Below are 21,498 nucleotides of genomic sequence, written 5' to 3' on the forward strand. Positions count from 1 at the left end.
CCTCGTACGGGACGTACCCGGGCTTCCGGCCGGCCCACCGGGAGGCGGGGCCTCCCCTGTTCGAGCGGAGCCGAGAACTTGGGGATGCGCCTGACGCCGCTCCTTCCGGGCAGACCCCGGCTGCCGCGGCACCAGCCCCGGTCGGCGGACCCGGTCAGCGGGCCCGGCCGAAGCGGTCGCCCACCGCCGCCTTGCCGCCCGAGGCGCGGACGGCGTGGGCGGTCACGTAGTCGCCGGTGGCGTCCCGGTCGCCCTCGGCGTGGTTGTACTGCCCGGCGAACGTGTGCGTGCCGGCCGGGACGCTCCGCCCGGGCCGCAGCGTCCACCGGTAGACCAGATAGCCGCCGCTCTCGTTCACCGACACGGTGAAGTCCGGCTCGGGCAGCGAGCGCCAGGAGCCGGTGCTGTTCACCCCGCCGGTCTCGGCGACCCGCAGCTCCACGGTGAGCGAGGACAGCGGCTCGGTCGTCCGCAGCGTCACATTGCTCTGCGCCCAGTACGGGTTGCTGTGCGGGTCGACCACGCCGCCCGTCCACAGCGGCCCGTCCTCGGGCCGCAGCCCGCCGGGAGCAGCCGGTGCCTTCGCGGCGGGGGAGGGGGAGGGGGACGGTGGCCGGGGCGAAGGCGCCGAGGCCACCTGCCCGCCGCGCTCACCGCCCTCGTCGCCCGCCGAGGTGACGGCGAACGCCCCGGCCGCCAGCACCCCGCAGACCGCGGCCGTCGCGCCGGCGACCCGCAGCCACGGGCGCGCGGCGCGCGGCGGGCGTACGGTCCCGGCCGTGGGGCCACCGGCCATCCCGCGCTCGATACGGGCCAGCATCCGTGCCCGGTCGGGGCGGTGGGCCTCGGCGGCCTCCCGCAGCCGCCCGGCCAGCTCCTCGTCCTTCACCGGTCTCCTCCGCTGCGCTGCGCCGCGACGGCCACCCGGACCCGCGCGGCGGGCGTCTCGGGCCCCAGCAGCCGCTGCAGTTCCGCGACGGCGCGCGAGGTCTGGCTCTTCACCGTACCCACCGAGATCCCCAGCACCAGCGACGTGTCCCGCTCCGAGAGGTCGAAGGCGTGCCGCAGCACCACACAGGCGCGCTTGCGGAACGGCAGCCGGCGCAGTGCCTCCTGCACGTCCACCACCGCCGGCACATCGGGCCCTTCGGCCGCACCGCCGTCCCCGCCGCCGCGCGGCGCCCAGAACAGGGCGATCCGGCGGCGCTCCCGCACCGCGCTGCGGATGCGGGTCCTGGCGAGGTTGGCGACCACCCCGCGCGCGTACGCGACCGGATGCCCGGCCTCGCGGACCCGGTCCCAGCGGTGCCAGAGCGCGAGCAGGGCGTCGGCCGCCAGATCGTCGGCCGTGTCGGCCTCGCCGGTCAGCAGATGGGCGAGGCGGGCCAGCTCGGCGTAGTGGGCCTCGAAGAACGCGTGGAACTCGGCGGCGTCGTCGTCGACTGCTGTGCCCACAGCTACCTCGTCCCTCGCGTTCGTACGCCCGGACGGTCCGGGTGCGTCCCCGTCCCCCGAGCCCGTTGCGGGCGGGGCGGGGGCGTGAGCGTACCGCGTCCCGCAAGCGCTTCGACATGGGGGGCGCACAGCGGAGGAGAACGGCGCCGGGCCGTGTCCGGAAAGTCCCGTCGTACGCCCGAAAGGGGCGGCCCGCGGCGTCCGGTGCGGCGAGAGCGCGTGCCGGGCGGGACCTCCCGGACACGGTCTAACGCCGCAGCGCCGCCTCCATCGTCTTCCGGGCGATCGGCGCCGCGAGTCCGTTGCCGCTGACCTCGGAGGCGGACGCGCCGGAGTCCTCCACGACCACGGCGACCGCGACCTCCTGGCCGCCGGCCTTCGCGTACGAGGTGAACCAGGCGTACGGAGTGTTGCTGTTGCCCACGCCGTTCTCGGCGGTGCCCGTCTTGCCGCCCACCTCGGCCCCGTCGATCCGGGCGTTGGTGCCGGTGCCCTGTTCCACGACGGTCACCATGGCGCTGCGCAGCTGCTTCGCGGTGTCCGCGGAGACGATCCGCCTCGTGTCGCCGTCCGCGAAGTCCTCCAGCGTGCCGCCGTCGCCGTCGGTCACCTTCGACACCATGTGCGGGGCGGCCAGCTCACCGCCGTTGGCGAGGGCCGCGGAGACCATCGCCATCTGCAGCGGGGTGGCGGTCACCTCGAACTGGCCGATGCCCGAGAGCGCCGTCTGCGGCTTGTCCATGTCCGTCGGGTACACGCTCTTCGAGGCCCGCACCGGCACGTCCAGCTTCTCGGTGTTGAAGCCGAACCTCTCCGCCATCGCCCGCACCTTGTCCTGGCCCAGGTCGGCGGCGACCTTGCCGAAGACGTTGTTGCACGAGTACTGCAGGGCGACGCGCAGCGAGGCGTTCTCGCAGGGCGCGGAGGCGCTCTCGTTCCGCAGGACGGTGCTGGTCCCCGGCAGGGTGTACGGGCTGGGACTCCTCGTCGGCTCGTCCACCGAGTCGTAGAGGCCGTTCTCCAGCGCGGCCGACGCCACCACCAGCTTGAACGTCGAACCGGGCGCGAGCGGCTGCCGCAGCGCCCGGTTGACCAGCGGTTTGTCCGGGTCGGCGAGCAGCTTCTGCCAGGTGTCGCCGTCGTTCGTCCCGCTGATGCCGGACGGGTCGTAGGACGGCGAGGAGACCATCCCGAGGATCTGTCCGCTCCGGGGGTCGATCGCCACGGCCGCGCCCTTGTCGTCGCCGAGCGCGTCGCTCGCCGCCTTCTGGACGTCCGGATCGATCGTCGTCACCACGTCACCGGGCGCGGCCCGCTTCCCCGTCAACGCTCCCACCGGGCTCTTCAGCCGGTCGTCGGTGCCGTCCAGCACCTGGCTGTGGATCCCTTCGAGCTGCGTCGAGCCGTACGCCTGCGAGCTGTAGCCGGTCACCGCGGCGTAGAGGTCACCCTGCCGGTAGGTGCGCTTGTACGCGAGATCGCTGCCCTCCGTCCGCTTCGAGCCCGTGACCGGCGAACCGGCCACGATGATGTCTCCCAGCGGCTGCGCGTACTGCGCGATGGTCTTCCGCCGGTTGTGGTCGTCGTCTGCGAGCGCCCGGGCCTGGTACGCCTGCACCCAGGTCGCCCGCCCCAGGAGGGCGAGGACCAGCAGCAGGCAGAAGACCGAGGCGCGCCTGATCGTCTTGTTCATCCCGCTCGGGGGACGAACGGGGCCCGGCGCGCCGTTCCCGGTTGTGCCGCTTCTCACCGATTCCTCATACGCGGCGCCGGCGACCGGGCGCGGTCCGCGCGGCCGGGCTCCGCCGCGCGGCGGAGCCCGGCCACCGTCCGTCCGTCCTCGCGGTCAGAGCCTGCGGGTGGCCAGCGTCAGCCGGTCGCGCGCGTCGAACAGCGCGTCCTTGACCATCTGCTCGTGCGCGGGCGTGAGCCGGGCGACCGGCACCGAGCAGCTGATGGCGTCCCGGGCCGGGGTGCGGTACGGGACGGCGACGCCGAAGCAGCGCAGCCCCAGCGTGTTCTCCTCGCGGTCCACCGCGTACCCCTGTTCGCGGATCTGGCGCAGCTCCTCGATGAGCTTCTCGCGGTCGGTCAGGGTGTGCTCGGTGAGCGCGGGCAGCGTCTCGGGCAGCATCTTGCGGACCTGCTCGTCGCTGTAGGTGGCCAGCAGCGCCTTGCCGAGCGAGGTGGAGTGGGCGGGGAGCCGGCGGCCGACCCGGGTGAAGGGGCGCAGGTAGTGCTGGGACTGGCGGGTGGCGAGGTAGACCACGTTCGTCCCGTCGAGCCGGGCGAGGTGGATGGTCTCCGTGGTGTCGTCGGACAGCCGGTCCAGAGTGGGGCGGGCCGCCGCGACCACCTCGTCGCCGTCGATGTACGAGGTGCCGACCAGCAGGGCCCGTACGCCGATGCCGTAGCGCGTGCCCGTCGCGTCCGTCTCCACCCAGCCCAGCTCGACCAGGGTGCGCAGCAGCATGTAGAGGCTGGACTTGGGGTAGCCGACGGCCTCCTGGACCGCGGCCAGCGAGTGCATTCCGGGCCGCCCGGCGAAGTACTCCAGCAGCTCCACCGTCCGTACCGCGGACTTGACCTGTGCTCCACCCGACTCGGGAACCGACATCGCCCCACACCCCTTTTCAGCCCGCCGACGAAACCCTGCGACTTCTTGCCAACACCGGACGCCCGGAAATAGAGTCGCTTCACATTCATGTTCAGGAACGCTGTTCAGAATACCGAACAGCTTATCCCGGACAACTTCTGATGTGCGGCAGTGGAGCGGAAGGAAAAACGGTGGCAGCAGCACCAGTCTGGAGCGTCGACCCCCGTACCGGGAACCCGCGCGAGCAGGTTGCGGTGGAGGCCACGGCCGAGGAGGTCGACCGGGCGGTCCGCGCCGCCCACGCGGTACGCGACTCCCTCGCCGACCGCACCGTGCGCGCCGCCTTCCTGCGTACGGCCGCCGACCTGCTCACCGAGGCCGGTGAGCACGTCGTCGAGGCCGCCGACGCCGAGACCGCCCTGGGCCCGGCCCGGCTGAACGGCGAACTCGCCCGCACCGCGGCCCAGTTGCGGGCCTTCGCCGAGGTCGTCGACGAGGGTGCCTACCTCGACATCCACATCGACCACGCGGACGCCACCCGCACCCCGCCCTGGCCCGACCTGCGCCGCTACAAGATCCCGCTCGGCGTCGTCGCCGTCTACGCGGCCAGCAACTTCCCGCTCGCCTTCTCCGTGCCCGGCGGCGACACCGCCAGCGCCCTCGCGGCCGGCTGCCCCGTCGTCGTCAAGGCGCACCCCGACCACCCCGCGACCTCCGAGCTGTGCGCCTCCGTCCTGCGCCGGGCCGCCGCGCAGACGGGACTGCCCGAGGACGTGGTCACCCTCGTGCACGGCTTCGAGGCGGGCGTCGCCCTGGTCCGGCACCCCCTCGTCGCCGCCGCCGGCTTCACCGGCTCGGTGCGCGGCGGGCGCGCCCTGTTCGACGCGGCGGCCGCCCGGCCGGCCCCCATCCCCTTCCACGGCGAGCTGGGCTCCCTCAACCCCGTCGTCGTCACCGAGGCGGCCGCCGCCGAGCGCGGCGAGCAGATCGGCGCCGGCCTGGCCGGCTCGATGACCATGGGCGCGGGCCAGTTCTGCACCAAGCCCGGATTCGTCCTGGCCCCCGAGGGCGCGGGCGGCGACCGCTTCCTGAAGGCCCTCACCGAGGCCGTCAGCGACTCCGAGGCCGGGGTCCTGCTCGACCACCGCATGCGCGACGCCTTCCTCGCCGGGGTGACCGAGCGGACCGCCCTCCCCGACGTGGACGCCCCCGTCACTCCCGGCGCGGGCGGCGAGCACACCGTCGCGGCCGGCTTCCTGACCGTCCCGGCCCGGGTCCTCACCGCCGAGGGGCCGCACGACGCGCTCCTGGAGGAGTGCTTCGGCCCCGTCACCGTCGTCGCCCGCTACACCTCCGAGGACGAGATCGCCGCCGTGCTGTCCCGGCTCCCCGGCAACCTCACCGCCACCCTCCACATCGCCGACGAGGAGGCCGGGGGCAGCGCCGCCGACCTTCTCGCCGCGCTCACCCCGCTCGCCGGCCGGGTCCTCGTCAACGGCTGGCCGACCGGCGTCGCCGTCGCCCCCGCCCAGCACCACGGCGGCCCCTACCCGGCCACCACCTCCACCTCCACCTCGGTCGGCGCCACCGCGATCGAACGCTGGCTGCGCCCGGTCAGCTACCAGACCACCCCCGACGCGCTCCTCCCGCCGGAGCTGCGCGAGGACAACCCGCTGGGCCTGCCCCGCCGCGTGGACGGACGCCCCGCATGACCACCGCACTCCCCGAACTCCCCTTCACCCTGGCGCCGTACGGCCCCGACGGCGGGTGGGCGTACGAGAACGGCGTGCTCACCGGCCGCGCCGGCGCCCGGCAGGACCGCTTCGTCCCACCGGGCGGCGAGAGCCTGGAGCCGGCGAGCGACGCACCCCGGCTGCTGGGCGCCGCCCCGGCAGGCGACTTCCAGCTGATCGCCCGGGTGAAGGTGGGCTTCGCCGCCGCCTACGACGCGGGGGTGCTCTACCTCCACGTCGGTGACCGGGAATGGGCCAAGCTCTGCCTGGAGCTCTCCCCGGACCACCCGACCATCTGCACGGTCGTCACCCGGGGCCACTCCGACGACGTCAACTCCTGCGTCGTGGACGGCGACAGCCACTGGCTGCGGCTGAGCCGCACGGGCCACGCCTTCGCGTTCCACGCCTCGGCCGACGGCGAGAAGTGGACCTTCGTCCGCGTCTTCACCCTCGGCACCCCGCGGCAGGCGGCCACCGCCTCCATCGGCTTCCTCGCCCAGTCGCCCACGGGCGAGGGGTGCGAGGTGGCCTTCGACCGGATCGCCTTCCGGCCCGAGGGCCTGTCCGACCTCCGCGACGGCAGCTGACACCCCGGGACCGGCGGGCCGGTACGCGGCCGAGGCCGCGTACCGGCCCGCCGCCGGCGTTCGCCCTCCGGGCCCCACCCGCAACCGCGGGACCGGCCCCCGCGTCCTCCCTGCCATGATCCGTACAGCGACGCAGGACGATCTCGACGCGATAGTCACCCTGCACACCGAGGCCAGGGCCACCTACTACCGCGGCCACCTGCCCGAGGAGGAGTACGCGGGCGAGGCCGAGGTGCGCCCGCAGCCGGGACGGCTGGGCCCGCGCCGTGGACCGGGAGGACGCCACCGTGCTCGTCGCCGAGGCGGAGGGCGTCCTCGTCGGCGTCGCCGCCCACTCGGTGCGCGACGGCGTCATGAACCTCACCCAGTTCCACGTGTCCCCCGCCCACTGGCGCGAGGGGATCGGCAGTGCCCTGCACCTCGCGTGCGTCAGCGACTGGCAGCGGCGCGGCGTGACCGTGGCCCGCCTGGAGGTCTTCGAGCCCAACCAGGGCGCCCGGGCCTTCTACTCCGCGTGCGGCTGGACCCCCGACCCGGACCTCCCCCGGCACGGCGACCATCTGGTGCTGCGCCTCGCCGTCCCGCGGGCGCGGCAGAGCTGAGCGGAGTCCGGGAATGGCACGGGCCCGCCGCGCGTTGGGCCGGGGAGCGGAGGGCGCCTCCGCGCTGCGCGAGCAGCCGCCCCACAGAGTCCGGAGAGAAGAAGAGTCATGCGCGTCGAGATCTGGAGCGACATCGCCTGCCCGTGGTGCTACATCGGCAAGGCGCGCTTCGAGAAGGGCCTGGCGGGCTTCGCCCACCGCGACGACGTCGAGGTGGTGCACCGCTCCTTCGAGCTCGATCCCGGACGCGCCAAGGGCGACACCGAGCAGGTCGTCGACATGCTGGCGCAGAAGTACGGGCGCACCCGCGAGGAGGCCCGCTCGATGGAGGCCAACGTCGCGGCCAACGCACAGGCCGAAGGGCTCGGCTACCGCACCGAGGGCCGCGACCACGGCAACACGTTCGACATCCACCGGCTGCTGCACCTGGCCAAGGCCCGGGGCCGCCAGGACGAGCTGCTGACGCTCGCCTACCGGGCCAACTTCGCCGAGGACCGGTCCGTCTTCGACGACGCCGTGCTGCTGGAGCTGGCCGTCGAGGCGGGCATCGACGCCGACGAGGCGCGCGCGGTGCTCGCCGACCCGCGGGCGTACGCCGACGAGGTGCGCGCCGACGAGCGGGAGGCGGCCGAGCTGGGCGCCAACGCGGTGCCGTTCTTCGTGTTCGACCGGCGCTACGGCATCTCCGGCGGCCAGCCCGCCGAGGTCTTCACCCAGGCCCTGGAGCAGGCGTGGAAGGACCGCCCGGTGACCGCGGCCGGCGACGCGGCGGCCTGTGACGCCGACGGGGCCTGCGAGGTCCCCCGGGTCGGCGAGAACGCCTGACCCCGCAGCGCGGGCCGTCGCCGGCGGCCCGCGCGGACGCATAAGCATCGCTTGGGGTTTCCAGGAGATTCTGTCAATTGACCCCGGAGCGGGGAGGGCCCACGCTGGGCCCATGACGATCTCTTCGCTCAGCCGTGCCGTGGCCGCCGAGTTCGCCCCGGAGACCACCTACCTCAACACCTCCACCTGCGGGCTGCTGCCCCGCCGCACCGTCGAGGCGGTGAAGGCCCTCGCCGAGGAGAACGCCGCCGGCCGCCGGGCCGGTTCGGGGGACTTCGAGGCGGTGGACCGGGCCAGGGAGGGGTTCGCGCGGGTCGCCGGCGTCGCGGCGGGCCGGGTCGCCGTCGGCGGCTCGGTCGCCGCCCACGTCGGGCTGATCGCGGCCTCGCTGCCACCCGGCTCCGAAGTGCTGGCGCCCGAGGGCGAGTTCAGCTCGGTCGTCAGTCCGTTCGCGGTCCGCGGCGACCTCACCATGCGGTACGTGCCGCTGGCCGGCCTGGCCGCCGCCGTGCGCCCCGGCACCGCGCTCGTCGCCCTCTCCTCGGTGCAGTCGGCCGACGGCCGGCTCGCGGACCTGGACGCGGTCCGGGCCGCCGCGGCCGCCCACGGTGCCCGGACCCTGCTGGACGCCACCCAGTCCGCAGGCTGGCTGCCGCTGGACGCCGGGGCCTACGACTACACGGTCACCGGCGGCTTCAAGTACCTGCTCTGCCCGCGCGGGACGTCGTTCCTCACCGTGACCGAGGAGGTGCAGGACGGCCTGACGCCGGTCTACGCGGGAATGGCCGCGGCAAAGGACCCCTGGGGCAGCACCTACGGGCCGGTCACCGAGCTCGCCTCCGACGCCCGCCGCTACGACGAGCCGCCCGCCTACCTCGCGTACCACGGCGCCGAGCACTCCCTGGACCTGATCCACGAGGTCGGCATCGAGACGCTGCACGACCACGCCGTCGGGCTCGCGGACCGCTTCCGCTCCGGGCTCGCGGGCCTCGGGCACACCGCCGTGCCCGGGAACACCGTCGTCGTCGCGGTGCCCGGGCTCGGCGACCGGGCACCGGAGCTCCAGCGGGCCGGGGTGCTGGTCGCCGGCCGGGCCGGGAACCTGCGCGCGTCCTTCCACCTCTACAACACCGAGGCGGACGTGGACCGCGCGCTGGACGTGCTCGCCGGCTGACGCCCCGGGGACCGGGCGGTCCGCCGCGTCACGCCGAGTCGCGGCGGACCAGTTCGGTCGGGAGGATCACCGCGGCCGGGTCCTCCCCGCCGATCTGCGCCAGCAGCACCCGGACCATCTCGGCGCTGATCCGGTCCCACGGCTGGCGGATCGTCGTCAGCGACGGCCGCGACGCGAGCGCGGCCGGGGAGTCGTCGAAGCCGCCCACCGCGACATCGCCCGGCACGCTGCGCCCGGCCTTCTCCAGGGCCGCGAGCACGCCCTGCGCCATCAGGTCCGAGGCGACGAACACCGCGTCCAGGTCCGGTGCCCGCTCCAGCAGCAGCGCCGCCGCCGCCTCGCCGCCGGCCCGGCTGTAGTCGCCCGGCACGATCAGCGCGTCGTCGGCGGGCAGCCCGCACTCGGCCAGCGTCTCGCGGTAGCCCGCGAGCCGCTCCACCCCGCCCGGGGTGTCCAGGGGGCCGCTGACCGTGCCGATCCGGCGGCGCCCCGACTCGTACAGGAAGCGCACCATGTCGCGGGCGCCGTCCCGGTCGGCGGCGGCCACGTAGCTGACCTTCGAGCCCTGTCCGAGGGGTTTCCCGCAGGCGACCAGGGGGACGCCCGCCTCGTGCAGCCGGGCTGCCACCGGGTCGCCGGAGTGGCTGGAGACCAGCAGGACCCCGTCCACATGGCCGGCGATGTAGCGCATGTTCCGGCGCCGTTCGGCCTCCGTGCCCGCGATCATCAGCAGCAGCGGGATGTCGTGCGCGGCGAGCGCGCTGGTGCAGCCGCGCAGCAGCACGTTGAAGTTCGGGTCCTCGAAGAACCGCTCCTGCGGCTCGGTGAGCAGGAACGCCACCGAGTCCGAGCGGCCCGTGATCAGCGAGCGGGCGTGCCGGTTCACGGTGTAACCGGTCTTGCGGATGGCCGCGTTGACCGCGTCCAGCGCGGCCGGGCTGACGTTGTGGCCGCCGTTCAGCACCCGGGAGACCGTGCCCCGGGAGACCCCGGCCTCCCGCGCCACGTCATGGATCGTCGGCGGCCGGCGGCGTCCCGTACCGGTCTGTTCTGTGCGGCTCATGGTGCGTGATCTTTCATCAAGTGGCGTCCTGGCGGGGCCCGTCAGGACTTTACGGCCCCGGAGAGCAGGTCGAGGCTCCAGAAACGTTGGACGACCAGGAACAGGGCGATCAGCGGGACGATCGCCAGCAGCGCCCCCGTGATCACCAGCGTATAGAGGGAGGGGGTGTTGGAACCCTGCTGGAGCAGAGTGAACAGACCCAGCGTGACCGGGAACTTCTCGTCGTCACCGAGCATGATGTACGGCAGCAGGAAGTTGTTCCAGATCGCGACGAACTGGAAGAGGAAGACGGTCACCAGGCCCGGCAGCATCATCGGCAGGGCGATCGTGCGGAAGATCCGCCACTCGCCGCCGCCGTCCATCCGCCCCGCCTCGATCACATCGCCCGGCACGGCGGCCGCCGCGTAGATCCGGGCGAGGTACACCCCGTACGGGGAGAGGATCACGGGCAGCATCACCGACAGGTAGGAGTCGGTCAGGTCGGCCTTCGCCATCAGCAGGTACTGCGGCACGGCGAGGATCACCGGCGGCATCAGCACCCCGGCGAGCAGGATGTTGAAGATGCTCTCGCGGCCCCGGAAGCGGTACACGGCCAGGGCGTACCCCGACACCGCGGAGACGGCCGTGGACAGCAGCGCGCCCACGCCGGCGTACAGGGCGGAGTTGGCCATCCACTTCCAGTACACCCCGTCCCGGTACGCCGAGAGGTCGGCGATGTTGTCCGCGAAGCCGGAGCCGGGCAGGAAGGTGAAGGTGGAGAACAGCTCGCTGCCGGACTTGGTCGACGCGATGACCACCCAGGCGACGGGCAGCAGGCAGTACAGGGCGCCCAGCAGCAGGGCCGCCGTGGGCACGAGGGCGAACCGGCGGCGGGTCGCGGGCGGCGGCCCCGGGTGCGTCGTGGTCACTGGGACCCCTCCTGCTTCGTACGGGAGTTGGCCGCCCGGAGGAAGCCGAAGGACAGGGCCAGGGTCACGACGGCGATGATGACCGCCTGGGCGGCCGCCGCGTAGATGTCGTTGTTGACGAACGCGTCCTGGTAGACCTTCATCAGCGGGCTCCAGGTGGTGGAGAGGGAGTTGGTGAGCGGCTTCAGCGTCGTCGGCTCGCTGAACACCTGGAGGGTCGCGATGATCGAGAAGAAGAACGTCAGCACCAGCGACGGCGCCACCATCGGGATCTTGATCCGGAGCGCGATCTGCAGCTGCGAGCAGCCGTCGAGGCGGGCCGCCTCGAAGATCTCGGCGGGGATGGCCCGCAGCGAGGTGTAGATCACGATCATGTTGAAGCCGGTGCCGCCCCAGACCGCGATGTTGGCCAGCGCGAGGTAGAGCGGTCCGCCGTCGAGCAGGTCCGGCTGCGGCAGCCCCGCCTTGTCCAGGACGAAGTAGAAGGGGCTGACGTCCGGCAGGTAGAGGAAGCCCCACATCAGGGCGGCGACCACGCCGGGGATCGCGTACGGGAGGAAGATCGCCAGCCGGGTGAAGCCGCGCAGCCGCAGCCGCTCGGTGTCCAGGAGCAGGGCGAAGAGCAGGGCCAGCCCGAGCATCACCGGGACGACGATCGCGCCGTAGCCGAGGATGCGCAGCGCGCCGTGCAGCAGTTCGGAGTCGGACAGGGCCTCGCGGTAGTTGGCGAACCCGGCCCAGACCTCCTCGCGTGCGCCCTTGCCCAGGCCCAGGCCGCTGACCTCGGTCCTGCGGAGGCTGAGGTACAGCGCGTAGCCGATGGGCAGGGCGAAGAAGAGCAGGAACAGCACGGTGGCGGGGATCAGGAAGGCGTACGGGGCGCTCTTGACCCCGTACGCCTTCCGGCGGCGTGCGCGTGTCACTCGGAGACTCCGAAACCCTGCTTCTTCAGGTCGGCGACGGTGGCCTCCTGCATCGCGGTCAGGGCCGGCGCGAAGGGGGACTTGTTCTTGGCGGCCGCGGCGAAGTTGTCCTTGAACGAGGAGTAGGCCACGTTCACGTTGGGGCCCCAGGCGGCCGGTGCGGTGCCCTTGGCGATCTCGGCGGCGGTGGTGTAGAAGTCCGGCTGGTTGGAGAAGTAGGCCGGCGGCTTCGTGAGCGCGCCACCGGTCTGGGCGGCGGTGGCCGCGGGGTAGACGCCGCTCTCCTTCACCAGGGCGGCGAGCGCGGCGGGGTCGGTGTTCAGCCACTTCGCGAAGGTGGCCGCGGCCTCCTGGTGCTTGGAGTCGTTGGTGACGGCGGTGGAGGAGCCGCCCCAGCTGCCGGTGACGCTCTCGCCGGCCTTCCACTGGGGGAGCGGGGCCATGGCCCACTTGCCCGCGGTGTCGGGGGCGGCGGTGGTCAGGGTGCCCGGTGCCCAGACCGCGCTGACCCAGGCGAGCTGCTTGCCGGTGTTGAGCGCCTTGTTCCAGGCCGGGGTGTACATCGGCTGGTTGTCGATGGCGCCCTCCTCGACCAGTCCGCCCCAGAAGTCGGTGACCTTCCGCGTGGCCGGGTCGTCGATGGCGACCTTCCACTTGTCGCCGGAGGTGGTCCACCACCGGGCGCCCGCCTGCTGGGCCAGGCCCGCGAAGAGGCCGGAGTCGTTGGAGGAGAAGGTGGTGAGGTCCTTGTCCGGCGCCTTCTTCTTCAGCGCGCGGGCGGTCTCGGCGAACTCCTCCCAGGTGGTGGGCACGGACAGCCCGTACTTCTCGAACAGGTCCTGGCGGTAGTAGAACATCAGCGGGCCGGAGTCCTGCGGCAGCGCGTACAGGGCGTCCGAGCCCAGCGTGGCCTGCTGCCAGAGGCCCTCGGCGAACTCGTCCTCCGCGTCGCCCGCCACCTCGGATATGTCGGCGAGCACGTCGTTGGAGACCAGGGTGGGCAGGGCCTGGTACTCGGCCTGCACCAGGTCGGGGGCCTTGTGCGCCTTCGCCGCGGTGATGATCTTGGTGACCAGGTCGTCGCCCGACGCCTGCTTCTTCACCGTGACCGTGATGCCGGCCTTCTTGCCCTCGCCCTTGTTCCAGATGTCCGCGACCTTGTCCAGGCCGGGGGCCCAGGACCAGTAGGTGAGCGAGACGGGACCGGAGGCGGCCTGCCCGCCACTGCCGTCGTCGTCGGACGAGCCGCAGCCCGTGAGCAGTGCGGTGGCGGCGAGCGAGGCGGCCGCGGACGCCGCGACAATGCGGTACTTCATGGAGGTCTCCCCTGACGAGAAGCGAGGGCGCAACGCCTGATGTGCGCTGTGATCGTTCACAGTAGAGAAACGAAACCGACACTTGTCAATGGTTGTTGCTGTGCGGTTATGTTGGCTCAGCGCCGCCGGGAGGGCGTGTGCACGTTCCCAGTATTTGTTCCAAGAGCCCAGGAGACGCCCATGCCGCACACCCCTCGCGCGAGTGCCCCGAAGGGTCTGCACCAGCTGGCCTTCGGCGGCGACTACAACCCCGAGCAGTGGCCCGAGGAGGTCTGGCCCGAGGACATGCGCCTCATGCGGGAGGCCGGCGTGACCATGGTCAGCGTCGGGATCTTCTCCTGGGCCCTGCTGGAACCAGAGCCGGGCCGCTACGACTTCGGCTGGCTCGACCGGCTCCTGGACCTGCTGCACGTCAACGGCATCCGCGCCGACCTCGGCACCCCCACCGTCGCCCCGCCCGCCTGGTTCTACCGCGCCCACCCCGAGGCCCTGCCCGTCAGCAGGGACGGGGTCCGGTACGCCTTCGGCTCACGCGGCGCGATCTGCCACAGCAACCCCGACTACCGGGCCGCCGCGGCGAGCATCACCGAACAGCTCGCCCGCCGCTACGCGAACCACCCGGCCCTCGCCCTGTGGCACGTCCACAACGAGTACGGGGTCCCGGTCAGCGCCTGCTACTGCGACCACTGCGCCACCCACTTCCGCCGCTGGCTCACCACCCGCCACGGCGACATCGACGCCGTCAACGAGGCCTGGGGCACCGCCTTCTGGGGTCAGCGCTACCGCGACTTCGACGAGATCGACCCGCCCCGCACCACCCCGACCGTCGGCAACCCGGCCCAGCTGCTCGACTACGCACGCTTCGCCGACGCCACCATGCGCGAGAACTTCCGCGCGGAACGCGACATCCTGCACCGGCTCGCCCCCGGCATCCCCGTCACCACCAACTTCATGACCGCGCTCAGCCAGTGCGAATCCGTGGACTACTGGGCCTGGGGGCGCGAGGTCGACCTCGTCACCAACGACCACTACCTGATCACCGACGGCCGCCGCACCCACGTCAACCTCGCCATGGCCGCCGACCTCACCCGCTCGGTGGCGGGCGGCGCCCCCTGGCTGCTCCTCGAACACTCCACCGGTGGCGTCAACTGGCAGCCCCGCAACCCCGCCAAGCGCCCCGGTGAGATGGCCCGCAACAGCCTCTCCCACGTCGCCCGCGGCTCCGAGGGCGCGATGTTCTTCCAGTGGCGGCAGTCCCGGCGCGGCGCGGAGAAGTTCCACTCGGCGATGCTCCCGCACGCCGGCACCGACTCCCGGATCTGGCGCGAGGTCTCCCGCCTCGGCGCCGACATCGGCCTGCTGAACGGCATCCGCACCACCCGGACCGTCGCCGACGCGGCCATGGTCTGGGACTGGCAGTCCTGGTGGGCGCAGTCCCTGGAGTGGCGCCCCAGCCAGGACCACGACGCCCGCGAGCGCGCCGACGCCTTCTACGCCTCGCTCTTCGACCGGCACCTCACCGTCGACTTCGCCCACCCCGACGCCGACCTGTCCGGCTACCCGCTGGTCGTCGTCCCGGCCCTCTACCTCGCCACCGAGGAGACCGGCCGCAACCTGCGCCGGTACGTGGAGGGCGGCGGCACCCTCGTCGTCTCGTACTTCTCCGGCATCGTCGACACGAACGACGCCGTGCACCCCGGCCCGTACCCGGGCGTGCTGCGGGACGTACTGGGGCTGACGGTCGAGGAGTTCGCCCCGCTCGGCGAGGGGGACACGGTCCGGCTGATCACCCCCGAGGGCGCACCCGAGGGCCCCGCGCTCACCGGTGACCTGTGGTCGGACGTGGTGATCCCGCGCGGCGCCGAGACCATGTGGTCCTACGCCGACGGCATCCCGGCCGGGCGGCCCGCCGTCACCCGCCACCGCCTCGGCGAGGGCACCGCCTGGTACGTCTCCACCCGGCTGACCGGCGCCGCACTGGACGCCGTCCTCGACCGGGCCTGCGACGACGCCCGCGTCGCCCCCCGCACCGGGCTCCCGTACGACGTCGAGGTGGTCACCCGCACGGGCGAGGCCGGCACGTACCTCTTCGTCATCAACCACACCGAGGACGCGGCGAAGGTGCCGCTCGACGCGCCCGGTACAGAACTCCTCACCGGAGAGCCGGCCACCGGCCACCTCGCCGTCCCGGCGGGTGCCGTCCGGGTCGTCCGTCTCGACGGCTGAGGACGCACGACGCACGACACCAGGCAACTCCCGCGCACGGTCGAAGGGACATCGACGATGCACGCAACGACACACGGCAGGAAGAGGGCGGGGGTGCTGGCGGCCTCGCTCTCCGGCCTCCTGCTGGCCGCACTCCCGGCCCAGCCCGCCCACGCCGCCACCACCCTCGCCAACCCCGGGTTCGAATCGGGGTCCACCGGCTGGTCGACCTACTCGGCGGCCGGGCAGAACACCGCCTCCTTCACCGAGGCCGGCGGCCACGGCGGCAGTACCCGGCTCAGCCACTGGTCCGCATCCGCCTACAAGGTGGAGACGTACCAGTACCTCACCGGCCTCACCGACGGCACGTACACGCTGAGCGCCTGGGTGCGGTCGGGCGGCGGCCAGAAATCCGCCTACATCGCCCTGCGCAACTGCGGCAGCGCCGAACAGCGCACCGACCTGCCGCCCACCGCGAACGGTGCCTGGATCCGCCTCGTCACCTCCGTGAAGGTGGTCGGCGGCGCCTGCACCATCAGCCTGAACTCCGACGCGCACGCGGGGGAGTGGGCCAACTTCGACGACATCTCCTTCACCCCGGGCGCCACCGGCCTCACCGTCAGGGGCGGCGACCTCTCCACCCTCCCGAAGAACGAGGCGCACGGAGCCGTCTACCGCAGCGCGAACGGCACCACCGGGAACGCGATGAGCCTCCTGAAGTCCGCCGGGATGAACTACGTCCGCCTCAAGGTGTGGGTGAACCCGGCCGACGGCTTCAACGACAAGGCCCACGTCCTGGCCATGGCCAAACGCGCCAAGGCCCTCGGCATGAAGGTGCTCGTCGACTTCCACTACTCCGACAGCTGGGCCGACCCCGGCAAGCAGAACAAGCCCGCCGCCTGGGCCGGCCACGGCTACGCGCAGCTCAAGACGGACGTGTACAACCACACGTACGACGTCCTCAACGCCCTCAAGGCGCAGGGCACCACCGCCGACATGGTCCAGATCGGCAATGAGATCAACGCCGGCATGCTCTGGCCCGAGGGCTCCACCGACCACTGGTCCCAGCTCGCCGGACTGCTCACCTCCGGCGCGAACGCGGCGAAGGCCGTCTCCTCCGGTACGAAGGTGGCCCTGCACCTCGCCAAGGGCGGCGACAACGCGGGCACCCGCTGGTGGTTCGACAACGCGGTGGCGTACGGCGTGCCCTTCGACGTCATCGCGCTCTCGTACTACGGCTACTGGCACGGGCCGCTCTCCGACCTCCAGACCAACCTGGACGACGCCGCCTCCCGCTACGGAAAGCCGGTGCTGGTCGCCGAGACCGCCTACGCCCACACCCTCGCCGACGCCGACGGACTGGAGAACAACATCGCCACCGCGGACCAGCTCGTCAGCGGCTACCCCGCCACCCCGGCCGGCCAGGCGGCCAACCTCCGCGACGTGCTGAACGTCGTCGAGGCCGTCCCCGGCGGCCGGGGACTGGGCGCGGTGTACTGGGAGCCGGCCTGGACCGCCGTCGACGGCAGCGGCTGGGACCCGGCCGACCCGGCCTCCGGCAACGCCTGGGAGAACCAGGCCCTGTTCGGGTACGACCAGAAGCTGCTGCCGGCGGCGAACTGGTTCTCCCACCGGTAGCCGGCGGAGATCACGCCTGCGGGGCCGCCTCCAGCGGGGCGCTGTGCCACTTCCACGAGGTGACGCGCTCGCGGCCCGGCAGGTCGCCGCGGCCGGTGGACCAGAGCAGTACGGCCCACCGGTCCGCGTCGTCCGGGGCGTCGGGGAAGAGCCGGGCCAGCGCCCGGTCGCACAGCGCGGCGGGCGGCTCCCAGGAGACGCCCAGGGCCGAGGCGATGTCATGGGCGTGCACCAGGGTCTCCACGACCCCCATGGCCGCGAAGCCCTCCGGGTCGGAGACCCCGTAGCTGTGGAACGAGCGGGTGGCCGGCGAGGCCGTGCGCACCATCGCGGCCAGCAGCGCGCCGCTCGCCTCCAGGGTCTGGAGCAGCCCGGCGGTCCCGGCCTTTGGATCGGCCGAGATCGCGTTCCACGGGCCGCCCTCGCGCCGGGGCGCCCAGTGGTACGGCACCCGGCCCTCCACCGACGGCGTGCGCGGGCCGAGCTGCACGGCGTACGCGAACAGATCGTCGCTCAGGTGCTCCGCGGTCTCCCAGCAGTCCCAGGCGAGGGTCCCCGCCGGAACGTGCCAGTCCGAGGCCGGTGACTTCCCGAGCGTGTCCACCGCGAGGCGCACCGCGGCCGTCACGTCGTCCGCCGTGACGGGCAGGCGCGTCCCGCTCAGCCGGGCGCGCTCGGCCGCACCGCACTCCACACAGAACTCGTTGCCCTCCGGATCGGCCAGCGTCACCCAGCCCCGCCCGTTCGGCTTGCGGTGGTCGGCCACCAGGGTCGCGCCGAGGGCCAGCAGCCGCTCGACCTCCTCGTCCCGGGTGCGGTCCTCGGGCTTGATGTCCAGATGGACGCGGTTCTTGACGGTCTTCCTGTCCGGCACGGTGACGAACAGGAGGGCGGCGCCCGGCGCTTCGACCAGGGCCTCGGGGTCACCGGGGCGGTCCTCGTCGGAGAGCGGGGCGCCGAGCACGGCCGACCAGAAGGTGCCCAGGGTGTGGGCGTCGGCGCAGTCGATGGTGAGGTGCTGTACGTGGGATGTCATGCGCACACTGTCGCCGCCGGCCCCGCCGCGGTCCACCGAGATACGCCGGAGGGGGCGGCACGGTTTCCCGTACCACCCCCACGCCCTGCCGGGACCTACCTCACCGGGGTGAAGTCGCGCGCCCCGATGAACTCCGGGCGGCGGACCGGCGCCGCGAACGGCTCCTGCGCGGTGTTCTCCACGCTGTTGAACACGATGAACACGTTGCTGCGCGGGTACGGCGTGATGTTGTCGCCCGAGCCGTGCATCGCGTTGCAGTCGAACCAGGTCGCCGAACCGGGCTTGCCCGTGAAGAGCCTGATGCCGTGCCGGTCGGCCATCTTCGTCAGCGCCTCGTCGGACGGGGTGCCGGCGTCCTGCATCTGCAGGGACTTCTTGTAGTTGTCCTTCGGCGTCTCACCCGCGCAGCCCAGGAACGACTTGTGCGAACCGGGCATGATCATCAGCCCGCCGTTGGTGTCGTGGTTCTCGGTCAGCGCGATCGACACGGACACCGTCCGCATGTGCGGCAGTCCGTCCTCGGCGTGCCAGGTCTCGAAGTCCGAGTGCCAGTAGAACCCCGAGGCGCCGAAGCCGGGCTTGACATTGATCCGCGACTGGTGGACGTAGACGTCCGAACCGAGGATCTGGCGGGCCCGGCCCACCACCCGCTCGTCGGCGACCAGCCGGGCGAAGACCTCGCTGATCCGGTGGACCTCGAAGACCGACCGTACGGACTGCGACTTCGGTTCGATGACGGAGCGCTCGTCGGCGCGGACCGCCGGGTCGGCGATCAGCCGTTCCAGCTCGGCGTAGTAGCCGGCCACCTCGTCCGGGGTGATCAGCTGGTCGATGGTGAGGAAGCCGTCGTGCTCGTAGCCCTGGAGCTCCTTGGCGGTGATCGGGCCCGGGGCGCCCGGCGCGGACCAGATGACCGGGTCCTGGCGGGGGGTGGTCATCTCGGCGGCGCCGCGCGAGGGGTACAGGTCGGTGCGTACGTCGGTGGTCATGGGGTCAGCCCTCCTCGGTCAGCAGGGGATAGACACCGTTCTCGTCGTGCTCCTCTCGTCCGGTGACCGGCGGGTTGAAGACGCAGACGCAGCGGAAGTCGGACTTGGGCCGCATCGTGTGGCGCTCGTGGCCGTCGAGCAGGTACATCGTGCCCGGCGTGATCCAGTGCTTCTCACCGGTCTCGTCGTTGGTCAGCTCGGCCTCGCCCTCGACGCACAGGACCGCCTCGATGTGGTTCGCGTACCACATCGACGTCTCGGTGCCGGCGTACATGATGGTCTCGTGGAGCGAGAAGCCGACCTTCTCCTGGGCGAGCACGATGCGCTTGCTCTCCCAGGTGCCGGAAGCGGCCTTCACATGCCGGTCGGTGTTCTCGACGTCGGTGAACGATCGGACGATCACGGTGGTTCGGTCCCTTTCCCTCTACGGCGGTGGTTCGTTGCGGGTCGTACGGTTCAGGCGGTCTCGCGCACGGCACGGGCCAGCGTGCGCAGGCCCTCGTCCAGCTCCTCGGGCGTGATGGTGAGCGGCGGCAGCAGCTTCACGACCTCGCTCTGCGGGCCGGAGGTCTCCAGCAGCAGCCCCAGCCGGAAGGCGCGGGCACAGACGGCGGACGCGCGGGCCGGGTCGTCGAACTCCAGGCCCCACACCAGGCCCCGGCCCCGGAAGCGGGCGCTGTCGTGCTCACCGCAGATGGCCAGCATCGTCTGCTCGACCTGCTCGCCCCGGGCCAGTGTCTGCTTCTCCATCTGGCCGTCCGCCCAGTAGGCGTCGAGCGCGGCGGCGGCGGTGACGAACGCGGGGTTGTTGCCGCGGAAGGTGCCGTTGTGCTCGCCCGGCTCCCAGACGTCCAGCTCCGGCTTGAACAGGCAGAGCGACATGGGCAGTCCGTAGCCGCTGATGGACTTCGACAGCGTCACGACGTCCGGGGTGATGCCGGCCTCCTCGAAGGAGAAGAAGCCGCCGGTCCGGCCGCAGCCCATCTGGATGTCGTCGACGATCAGGAGCATGTCCTGGCGGTGGCACAGGTCCTGGAGCGCGCGCAGCCACTCGGCGCGGGCCACGTTGATGCCGCCCTCGCCCTGGACGGTCTCCACGATCACGGCGGCCGGGTGGTTGAGCCCGGAGCCCTGGTCCTCCAGCAGCCGCTCGAACCAGAGGAAGTCGGGCACCTGGCCGTCGAAGTAGTTGTCGAACGGCATCGGCGTGCCGTGCACCAGAGGGATGCCCGCGCCGGCCCGCTTGAAGGCGTTGCCGGTCACGGCCAGCGAGCCGAGCGACATCCCGTGGAAGGCGTTGGTGAACGAGACGACGGACTCGCGGCCCTTGATCTTACGGGCCAGCTTCAGGGCCGACTCGACGGCGTTGGTGCCGGTCGGGCCGGGAAACATCACCTTGTACGGAAGGCCGCGGGGGCGCAGCACGACGTTCTGGAAGGTCTCCAGGAAGGCGCGTTTGGCGGTGGTCGCCATGTCGAGGCCGTGCGTGATGCCGTCGCGTTCGATGTAGTCGATCAGCGCGCGCTTGAGCACCGGGTTGTTGTGGCCGTAGTTGAGCGAGCCCGCGCCGGCGAAGAAGTCCAGGTACGAGTGGCCGTCCTCGTCGGTCAGCCGGGCGCCCTGGGCGCGGTCGAACACGGCGGGCCAGCCGCGGCAGTAGCTCCGTACCTCGGACTCGACGGTCTCGAAGACACTGAGGTCCGCGGGCGTCAGGCCGTAGGCCTGGCCGTCGGGGGCGGTGGTGGGAGACGGGCGGGCGGGCGGGGTGATGGTCACAGCGGGTCTCCTGCGTGAGGTGGTGCGACGGGCGGCGTCGAAGGAAGCTGCGGTGGGTGGAAGCGCGCGCTCAGGCGTGGAACGGGCCGATGCGGTAGAGCACTTCCGGCAGATGGGTGCCTTCCGGGAACAGGCCGCCGTCGAAGAGCACCTCGCGCTCCAGGGCCACGTCGTGGCGCTGCGCGTAGGAGGTGAACAGGCGGTCCGATGCGGTGTTGTCGGGGGTGACGGTCGTCTCGACCGCGGCGAGGCCCTGTTCGGCGGCGACGCGCGCGGTCAGGGAGTCCAGCAGCTTCGCCGCCAGGCCGGTCCCGCGGTGGCGGTGGTCGACGGCCACCTGCCAGACGACGAGTGTCTCGGGGCGGTCGGGCCTGATATACCCCGTCACGAAGGCGACCGGGGTGCCGGTCTCGTCACGGGCGACCACGGAGGTCGCCGCGAAGTCACGACACCACAGCAGGTAGCTGTACGAGGAGTTGAGGTCCAGGACCTCGGAGTCGCGGGCGATACGCCAGATCGCGGCTCCGTCCTCCACTCGTGGTGTGTCGATGGTGAGGAATTCGCTTCGGGCACGGGCAAAATCTGCTGGTGCGGCGGTCATGGCATTGGAATTTACCTAGCAAATTTCGAAATCGCATCGACGCGAGGGGTTGGGCGAGGCGGGCGTCTGTG

General features: G+C 72.3%; 20 protein-coding genes. 7 read left to right on the plus strand and 13 right to left on the minus strand.

The window, feature by feature from the left end:
• Positions 1-154 precede the first annotated feature (154 nt).
• The 4 genes from ABZ564_RS23180 to ABZ564_RS23195 form a co-directional block, all read right to left on the minus strand.
• On the minus strand, positions 155-889 hold the full coding sequence (locus tag ABZ564_RS23180) for a hypothetical protein (RefSeq protein ID WP_360859628.1): 735 nt from the start codon (positions 887-889) through the stop codon (positions 155-157).
• Positions 886-1,455 carry a SigE family RNA polymerase sigma factor gene (locus ABZ564_RS23185; protein ID WP_360859630.1) on the minus strand — a complete coding sequence of 190 codons (570 nt, stop codon included), beginning with the start codon at positions 1,453-1,455 and terminating at the stop codon, positions 886-888. Before ABZ564_RS23185 ends, ABZ564_RS23180 begins: the two co-directional genes overlap by 4 nt.
• 247 nt (positions 1,456-1,702) lie before the next feature.
• Positions 1,703-3,148: a penicillin-binding transpeptidase domain-containing protein gene (locus tag ABZ564_RS23190; protein WP_360859633.1), complete on the minus strand. Its 1,446-nt coding sequence runs from the start codon at positions 3,146-3,148 to the stop codon at positions 1,703-1,705.
• Positions 3,149-3,301: 153 nt separating this feature from the next.
• Positions 3,302-4,072 carry an IclR family transcriptional regulator gene (locus ABZ564_RS23195; protein WP_360859636.1) on the minus strand — a complete coding sequence of 257 codons (771 nt, stop codon included), beginning with the start codon at positions 4,070-4,072 and terminating at the stop codon, positions 3,302-3,304.
• 170 nt (positions 4,073-4,242) lie between these two features.
• On the opposite strand from ABZ564_RS23195, the gene ABZ564_RS23200 reads away from it, so the two are divergent.
• The 5 genes from ABZ564_RS23200 (at position 4,243) to ABZ564_RS23220 (ending at position 8,972) form a co-directional block, all read left to right on the plus strand.
• Positions 4,243-5,763 (plus strand): aldehyde dehydrogenase (NADP(+)), encoded by a 1,521-nt coding sequence (locus ABZ564_RS23200; protein ID WP_360859639.1) that lies wholly within the window; start codon positions 4,243-4,245, stop codon positions 5,761-5,763.
• Entirely contained in the window at positions 5,760-6,371 is a 612-nt protein-coding gene (locus tag ABZ564_RS23205) for a DUF1349 domain-containing protein (protein ID WP_360859642.1), read from the plus strand. The genes ABZ564_RS23200 and ABZ564_RS23205 overlap by 4 nt, the downstream gene beginning before the upstream one ends.
• 266 nt (positions 6,372-6,637) lie before the next feature.
• On the plus strand, positions 6,638-6,973 hold the full coding sequence (locus ABZ564_RS23210) for a GNAT family N-acetyltransferase (protein WP_360859645.1): 336 nt from the start codon (positions 6,638-6,640) through the stop codon (positions 6,971-6,973).
• Positions 6,974-7,081: 108 nt separating this feature from the next.
• Positions 7,082-7,798 (plus strand): DsbA family oxidoreductase, encoded by a 717-nt coding sequence (locus tag ABZ564_RS23215; protein WP_360859648.1) that lies wholly within the window; start codon positions 7,082-7,084, stop codon positions 7,796-7,798.
• Between the two features lie 112 nt (positions 7,799-7,910).
• On the plus strand, positions 7,911-8,972 hold the full coding sequence (locus ABZ564_RS23220; protein WP_360859651.1) for an aminotransferase class V-fold PLP-dependent enzyme: 1,062 nt from the start codon (positions 7,911-7,913) through the stop codon (positions 8,970-8,972).
• A 28-nt stretch (positions 8,973-9,000) separates the two neighbouring features.
• Here the strand turns inward: ABZ564_RS23220 and ABZ564_RS23225 are convergent, their stop codons facing one another.
• The 4 genes from ABZ564_RS23225 to ABZ564_RS23240 are packed head-to-tail and all read right to left on the minus strand — an operon-like array spanning position 9,001 to position 13,182.
• Positions 9,001-10,035 (minus strand): LacI family DNA-binding transcriptional regulator, encoded by a 1,035-nt coding sequence (locus tag ABZ564_RS23225; protein ID WP_360859654.1) that lies wholly within the window; start codon positions 10,033-10,035, stop codon positions 9,001-9,003.
• 41 nt (positions 10,036-10,076) lie between these two features.
• Positions 10,077-10,943, minus strand: coding sequence for a carbohydrate ABC transporter permease (locus ABZ564_RS23230; RefSeq protein ID WP_360859657.1), 867 nt, complete (start codon positions 10,941-10,943; stop codon positions 10,077-10,079).
• Positions 10,940-11,866, minus strand: a complete 927-nt coding sequence (locus ABZ564_RS23235; RefSeq protein ID WP_360859660.1) for a sugar ABC transporter permease — start codon at positions 11,864-11,866, stop codon at positions 10,940-10,942. Before ABZ564_RS23235 ends, ABZ564_RS23230 begins: the two co-directional genes overlap by 4 nt.
• Positions 11,863-13,182 carry an extracellular solute-binding protein gene (locus ABZ564_RS23240; protein ID WP_360859663.1) on the minus strand — a complete coding sequence of 440 codons (1,320 nt, stop codon included), beginning with the start codon at positions 13,180-13,182 and terminating at the stop codon, positions 11,863-11,865. The genes ABZ564_RS23235 and ABZ564_RS23240 overlap by 4 nt, the downstream gene beginning before the upstream one ends.
• Before the next feature lie 180 nt (positions 13,183-13,362).
• Between ABZ564_RS23240 and ABZ564_RS23245 the strand changes: the two genes are divergently transcribed.
• Both ABZ564_RS23245 and ABZ564_RS23250 read left to right on the plus strand, forming a co-directional pair.
• Complete coding sequence (locus ABZ564_RS23245; protein ID WP_360859666.1) at positions 13,363-15,408, plus strand: beta-galactosidase; 2,046 nt, start codon at positions 13,363-13,365, stop codon at positions 15,406-15,408.
• A gap of 57 nt (positions 15,409-15,465) precedes the next feature.
• Positions 15,466-17,025, plus strand: coding sequence for an arabinogalactan endo-1,4-beta-galactosidase (locus ABZ564_RS23250; RefSeq protein ID WP_360859669.1), 1,560 nt, complete (start codon positions 15,466-15,468; stop codon positions 17,023-17,025).
• Between the two features lie 10 nt (positions 17,026-17,035).
• On the opposite strand, the gene ABZ564_RS23255 is transcribed toward ABZ564_RS23250, so the two are convergent.
• The 5 genes from ABZ564_RS23255 to ectA all read right to left on the minus strand — a co-directional run bounded on the left by ABZ564_RS23255 (position 17,036) and on the right by ectA (position 21,427).
• On the minus strand, positions 17,036-18,061 hold the full coding sequence (locus tag ABZ564_RS23255) for a VOC family protein (protein WP_360859672.1): 1,026 nt from the start codon (positions 18,059-18,061) through the stop codon (positions 17,036-17,038).
• A gap of 95 nt (positions 18,062-18,156) precedes the next feature.
• Positions 18,157-19,050, minus strand: coding sequence for an ectoine hydroxylase (thpD, locus tag ABZ564_RS23260; protein ID WP_360859675.1), 894 nt, complete (start codon positions 19,048-19,050; stop codon positions 18,157-18,159).
• 4 nt (positions 19,051-19,054) lie between these two features.
• Entirely contained in the window at positions 19,055-19,453 is a 399-nt protein-coding gene (locus ABZ564_RS23265) for an ectoine synthase (RefSeq protein ID WP_360859678.1), read from the minus strand.
• A 53-nt stretch (positions 19,454-19,506) separates the two neighbouring features.
• Positions 19,507-20,763, minus strand: coding sequence for a diaminobutyrate--2-oxoglutarate transaminase (gene ectB, locus ABZ564_RS23270; protein ID WP_360859798.1), 1,257 nt, complete (start codon positions 20,761-20,763; stop codon positions 19,507-19,509).
• A gap of 133 nt (positions 20,764-20,896) precedes the next feature.
• Complete coding sequence (gene ectA, locus ABZ564_RS23275; protein ID WP_360859681.1) at positions 20,897-21,427, minus strand: diaminobutyrate acetyltransferase; 531 nt, start codon at positions 21,425-21,427, stop codon at positions 20,897-20,899.
• Between the last annotated feature and the right edge of the window lie 71 nt (positions 21,428-21,498).

Origin of the sequence: Streptomyces sp. NPDC019224, assembly GCF_040632605.1 — a bacterium.
In the GTDB taxonomy this organism is placed as follows: Bacteria; Actinomycetota; Actinomycetes; order Streptomycetales; family Streptomycetaceae; genus Streptomyces.